The 4,724-nt window shown below is 66.3% G+C and carries 3 protein-coding genes; 2 read left to right on the top strand and 1 reads right to left on the bottom strand.

Features of this window, described 5'->3' with window-relative positions:
* Positions 1–237 precede the first annotated feature (237 nt).
* Together VDP82_RS14060 and VDP82_RS14065 are read left to right on the top strand one after the other, a co-directional pair.
* Complete coding sequence (locus VDP82_RS14060; RefSeq protein WP_323015476.1) at positions 238–879, top strand: type II CAAX prenyl endopeptidase Rce1 family protein; 642 nt, start codon at positions 238–240, stop codon at positions 877–879.
* Between the two features lie 172 nt (positions 880–1,051).
* Positions 1,052–2,317: a Glu/Leu/Phe/Val dehydrogenase gene (locus VDP82_RS14065; protein ID WP_323015477.1), complete on the top strand. Its 1,266-nt coding sequence runs from the start codon at positions 1,052–1,054 to the stop codon at positions 2,315–2,317.
* Between the two features lie 69 nt (positions 2,318–2,386).
* On the opposite strand, the gene VDP82_RS14070 is transcribed toward VDP82_RS14065, so the two are convergent.
* On the bottom strand, positions 2,387–4,724 hold a 2,338-nt coding region (locus VDP82_RS14070; RefSeq protein WP_323015478.1), incomplete at its 5' end, for a S41 family peptidase.

Genomic DNA, 4,724 nt, shown 5'->3' on the forward strand with positions numbered 1-4,724 from the left:
GAGCCGGGTTGGACGAGACCGACGACATGACGCCCTGCTCCTGGACGGCGTGGCTCGCCGAGCTCGACCGCCAGCAATTGGCGCTGCGCGTCGATTCCGCGGCCGACGATTTCGAACTGGTCGAGCGGCGCAGCCTCAACTGAGGGCCGCCGCTCCGGCGGGGCGGGGCTGCGTTTGCGCGGCCCCGGTTGGTCCGGATAAACCCGCTGGTGAGGATGGGGCGTATATCGTGGCGCCATGACCCGGCCCCGCCTCGCTTTGCTCCTGCACACCCTCTTCGCTCTCGCCGCCCTTTATGCATTGGGGCCGGTCGTCGCCCGCCATGTCGAGGGCATCGGTTTCCTGCTCGTCATGCTGGGTGCGCAGGCGCTGCTGTTCGGCCTGCCGGCAATGGTGTTCCACATCGATCCGCTCGACCGGCCCCTGCTGTTTTCCGAAAAATTGGCCTGGCGCGACTGGTGGATTTTCATCCTGCTGGCGCTCCAGCCCCCGGCGCTGGCGCTGGCGCTGCTCATGCCCCACACCGCCATTCTGACCAGCCCGGCGGCCAGCCTCGCCGCCTTGATCGGCCTGCTGCACGGGCCGCTGACCGAGATCGGCTGGCGCGGCGCCCTGCTCTCGCGCTTCGGGGAAACCCCGCGCCTCGGCTTCGCGCTGAGCTGGCTGCTGCCGCTTCTGGCCCAGGGCGCGCTCTGGCCCCTGCCGGGCCTGGTTCTGCCGATCGACCCCGCCGCCCTGCTGGCCGGCAGCGCCCTTCTGGGCCTGTTCTGGACCTGGCTGGCCTGGCGCAGCTTTTCGGTATTCTGGACCAGCATCGCCCATGCGCTGAGCAGCACCATCCTCTTCTGGCTGCTGCTCAGCGCCAACGGCATCGCCTGACGGTCCGGGAAGACGAGGCCTTGCCCCCTCAATAGGCACCGCTGCCGGAAGGTGCTTAGAAAAAGTGCAAAGATTGAGACAGCTTTGTTGACCTATAGGGCGGGATCGTGGCAGAAAGACGCCCGCATCATCCTGCGCCGATGCTCACCTCCACGCTCACCAAGGGTCTGCCATGTCTGACGACAATCTGTTTGACCGCGCGCTTGTTCGCCTCGAAGAGGCCGCCAACCACCTCAAGATCGACCAGGATGTGATCGAAAAACTCAAATACCCGCGAGAAACGACCAAGACGCGCCTGCTCATCCGCATGGATGACGGCTCGCGCAAGTCGTTCCTGGCCTGGCGCTGCCGCTATGACGACACGCGCGGCCCCACCAAGGGCGGCATCCGCTTCCACCCCGACAGCAATATCGAGGAAGTGGAGACGCTGGCCTTCTGGATGACCTTCAAATGCGCCGTGATGAACCTGCCCTATGGCGGGGGCAAGGGCGCCGTGCGGGTCGATCCGCGCGCGCTCTCGCGCTCGGAGCTGGAGCGCCTGTCGCGCGCCTATGTGCAGGCCTTCGCCACCACCATCGGCCCCGACCGCGACATCCCCGCGCCCGACGTCTATACCAATGCCATGATCATGGGCTGGATGGCCGACGAATATAACCAGATCACCGGCTCGGTTTCGCCCGCCGTCATCACCGGCAAGCCCATCGCCCTGGGCGGCTCGCTCGGCCGCAACGACGCCACCGCCCGCGGCGGCTTCTATTTGGTGCGCCATCTGGCCGAGGAACTGGGCCTTGAGGAAAACCACACCGTCGCCATCCAGGGCTTCGGCAATGCCGGCCAGTATTATGCCGCCCTCGCCGCCGCCGACAACAACAAGGTGGTCGCCGTCTCCGACTCCACCGGCGCCATCCACAAGCCCGACGGGCTCGATGTCGACAAACTGATCGCCGCCAAGACCGCCGGCCGCTGCATCGCGGACCTGGCCGACGCTCTGGGCGCGCGGGCCATCTCTCCCGACCAGCTTCTGGCCGTGGAGGCCGATCTGCTGGTTCCCGCCGCGCTCGAGGACATGATCACCCGCGCCAATGCCGGCTCGATCCGCGCAAAGGTGGTGCTGGAACTGGCCAATGGCCCGGTGACCCCGGAAGCCGACACCATCCTCAACGACCGCGGCGTCATCGTGTTGCCCGATATCCTGGCCAATGCCGGGGGCGTCACCGTCTCCTATTTCGAATGGGTGCAGAACCGCCAGGGCTATTACTGGGACCTCGAAGAGATCCATTCGCGCCTCAAAAAGACCATGGAGCGCGAAGGCCGGGCCATCTGGACCATCGGCCGGGAGCGCAATGTCTCGGCCCGCTCGGCCGCCTATATCCATGCGCTGGGGCGCCTCGCCACCGCCATCGAGGCCCACGGCACCCAGCCCTTCTTTGCTGGTTGAAGCGGACAGCCTCGCTAGGCCAAATAAGCATCGAACGGAAAAGGCGCCCCAAGGGGCGCCTTTATTGTTTTACGGCAGCCGGCAATCGGCATCCGGGCCGATCTCCGCCATCAGCGCCGCCACCGCCGCCTCAAGCTGCGGATCGACCCCGATCCCGGTGGCATTGGGATCGAAGGGCACGGCGATGTCCGGCTCGATCACGTGATTTTCGTAATAGGAGCCATCGAGCCGGCGGCTGGGCAGGATGGGGATGGTATAGATGAACCCCGGCACCAGCTTGCTGCGGATCTGGGCGACATAGGTGCCGGTATTGAGCACCACATCGCCCACCAGCCGGCCAATGCCCGCATCCTGATAGGCCTGCGGGAAGATCGCCGCATCCGAATAGCCGAAGCTGTCGACCAGGACGGCGCTGGGCCAGAGCCAGCGATTATTCGGCTCGGTGGTGATCGGGTCGCCATTGCGGCCGACCAGCGCATAGGGCTGGCCCGAAAGCAGGGTGATGAGCTCGCGGGTCAGGTTCCCCCCGCCATTGGAGCGCACATCGATCAGTGCCGCCCTGGCGATGCCGCGCGCCGAATAGAGCCGCCCCAGCACCCCAAGATAGGAGTCCGTATCCATGGCCGGCACATACTGGTAGGCGACGCAGGCATTGGAGAGGGTCTCGACCATTTCCGCCCGCGCATCGAGCAGCCGCTGGCGCGCCAGGCCGAGCTGGCGGCCATAGTCGATGGGCTCGACATAGATGAAGCGTTCTTCTTGCCCGTCGTGATCGACGAGGCCGACCAGGGCGCGCTTGCCCAGATTGACGTCGAGCAGCCGTTCCAGCCCACCGGCCTCGGGCACGGCCACGCCGTTGACCGAGGTGATGACGTCGCCGGCATCCACGCCCAGCCCGGCCCGGTCGAGCGGGCCGCCCGGCAGCACCGCCGCCACCCGCCGGCCCGGCCCGTCATAGCCATGGTCGAGATAAAGACCCAGGACGTCATTATAGGTGCCAAGGCCCAGCCGCGCCCCTTCCTCGCCGTGGAAGCTGCTGAACAGATGCGAGGCGGAAAGCTCGCCATACATGGCCCCGACCAGTTCGGCCAGCTCGCGGCTGGTGGCGATGGAAGCCAGGTAGGAGCGGTATTTCGCCCCGATGGCCTGCCAGTCCCGGCCCTCGATTTCATGCTGGTAATAGCGGTATTTCAGATCCGCCCAGACCTGCTCGAACGCCGCCTGGCGCCGCCGGTCGGGATTGACCGTGGTGAAGATGCGCGCCGGGATGGCAGCGATGCCATTGGGATCGAAGACCGGCACCGACAGCACCGAATCGTCCAGCTTGAAATCGATCAGGTTGAGCGCTGGCACATAGGACAGCGCTTGCAGCCCCGGCGCTTCGACCGTCTGGATGGGCGTGCGCGCGCCGCTGCGCAGGTCCAGCACCTCGATATCGACCTGGGCGCCGTCATCGGTGGTTGCCAGCAACAGGCCGGAATAGTCGGCCAGCGGCTCCATCAGCAGCAGCCTGGCCAGACCCGTGGTCAGCCTTTCGCCCAGGCGGGCATTGCGCCGGCCATCCACCTCGTAGCGGCGCGGCTCGAACGGAGCGTCCTCATCCTCGGCCTGAGGGAAATTGCCCTCCCCGATATCGAGGAAATCCTGCCGCGCCGCCTCGGACAGAAAGATGCGGTAAAGATCGGTGCTCAGGCTATGGAGCTGCGCCGAGCGCACCCCGAACAGATCGGTCTGGCCGATGACCTGGGTGCCGTCCAGGCTCCACATGCCGGCCGAGAAATTGGACAGGCCCTGCGTCACCAGGCGCGGCGGGGCGGAGCCGTCGGCGGCCAGTATGGCGGCCTTGCTGGCATCCATGCCGCTCTGGGTGCGCCACTGCACCAGAAGATCGCGCGACGTGGGCGACCAGGAGAACCACAGATCGCCATCCCCATAGGAGGAATTATAGTCATCGGGTCCGAAAAGCGCGGTGACGTCCCCGCTTTGCAGATCGAGCACCTTGACCTCGCGCCGGTCGGCGAGGAAAGCCAGGCGCGACCCGTCCGGCGCGAAGGCCGGCTGGAAGGCATTGCCCTCTTCGGGCACGAACAGCGGCACTTCCGCGTAGTGCATGGCCAGGGGCTGGTCGAGCACCCCGCTTTGCAAATCGACCGCGTAAAGGCCCCATTCATGGCCGCGCTGGGCGGCATAGACCAGCATGGCGCCATCGGGGGAGAAGGCGATGTTCTTTTCCTCGCCGGGGGTGGAGGTCACCTGCCGGTAATTGCCGGCCCGGTCGAGCAGGAACACATCGGTGCTGGCCACCAGCGCCAGAAGCTGGCCATCGGGCGAGGAGACCATTTCGCTGGCCGCGCCGGCCAGCACGTTGACATCGATGCTGGCGCGCTGGTCGAGCGTGAGGATCTCG

The sequence above is a fragment of the Devosia sp. genome (genome assembly GCF_034675085.1).
Classification (GTDB): domain Bacteria; phylum Pseudomonadota; class Alphaproteobacteria; order Rhizobiales; family Devosiaceae; genus Devosia.

Bases quoted from the DNA above. Each gene is read 5' to 3' on its own strand.
- VDP82_RS14065 (WP_323015477.1), top strand. From the start codon at position 1,052: ATGTCTGACGACAATCTGTTTGACCGCGCGCTTGTTCGCCTCGAAGAG.
- VDP82_RS14060 (WP_323015476.1), top strand. From the start codon at position 238: ATGACCCGGCCCCGCCTCGCTTTGCTCCTGCACACCCTCTTCGCTCTC.